General features: G+C 42.1%; 1 protein-coding gene. It reads right to left on the reverse strand.

Features of this window, described 5'->3' with window-relative positions; translation table 11 throughout:
- Positions 1-43: 43 nt before the first annotated feature.
- Complete coding sequence (locus J4E76_RS21260) at positions 44-325, reverse strand: GIY-YIG nuclease family protein (protein ID WP_370592831.1); 282 nt, start codon at positions 323-325, stop codon at positions 44-46.
- Positions 326-375: the final 50 nt, after the last annotated feature.

Consider the following 375-nt stretch of genomic DNA (forward strand, 5'->3'; position numbering starts at 1 on the left):
TGTGGGCGCTGAGGCCCCGAAGCTTCGGGGCGAACCCACGACCCTAAAATCTTCTTAAAACATCTTCAATTATAGAAGGTTGATCCTTGAGCTTGCGGATAAATTTGCTGCTCTTTTGCCTCTTAATGAAGCGTTCTACCTTTAATGCTTGAGCCTTATCTGTACAAGAGATAATTAGAAAAACACGCCAATCTTTCGCAATAGAAGTACTTGCACCATCATAATGACCCATATTATGTTGAATTAAACGAGTCTCAACATTGATAGTCTCACCCGTGTAAAAACGGCCGAGCGATGTAGAGTGAAGAATATAAACGTAGTGCATACCAACAAAAAAAGGCTGTCATATGACAGCCTTTAATGTGGGCGCTGAGG

This window comes from Roseivirga sp. E12, assembly GCF_017592825.1.
Lineage (GTDB): Bacteria > Bacteroidota > Bacteroidia > Cytophagales > Cyclobacteriaceae > Roseivirga.

Excerpts from the sequence above, each read along its gene's own strand:
- J4E76_RS21260 (WP_370592831.1), bottom strand. The coding sequence starts at position 325 with ATGCACTACGTTTATATTCTTCACTCTACATCGCTCGGCCGTTTTTAC.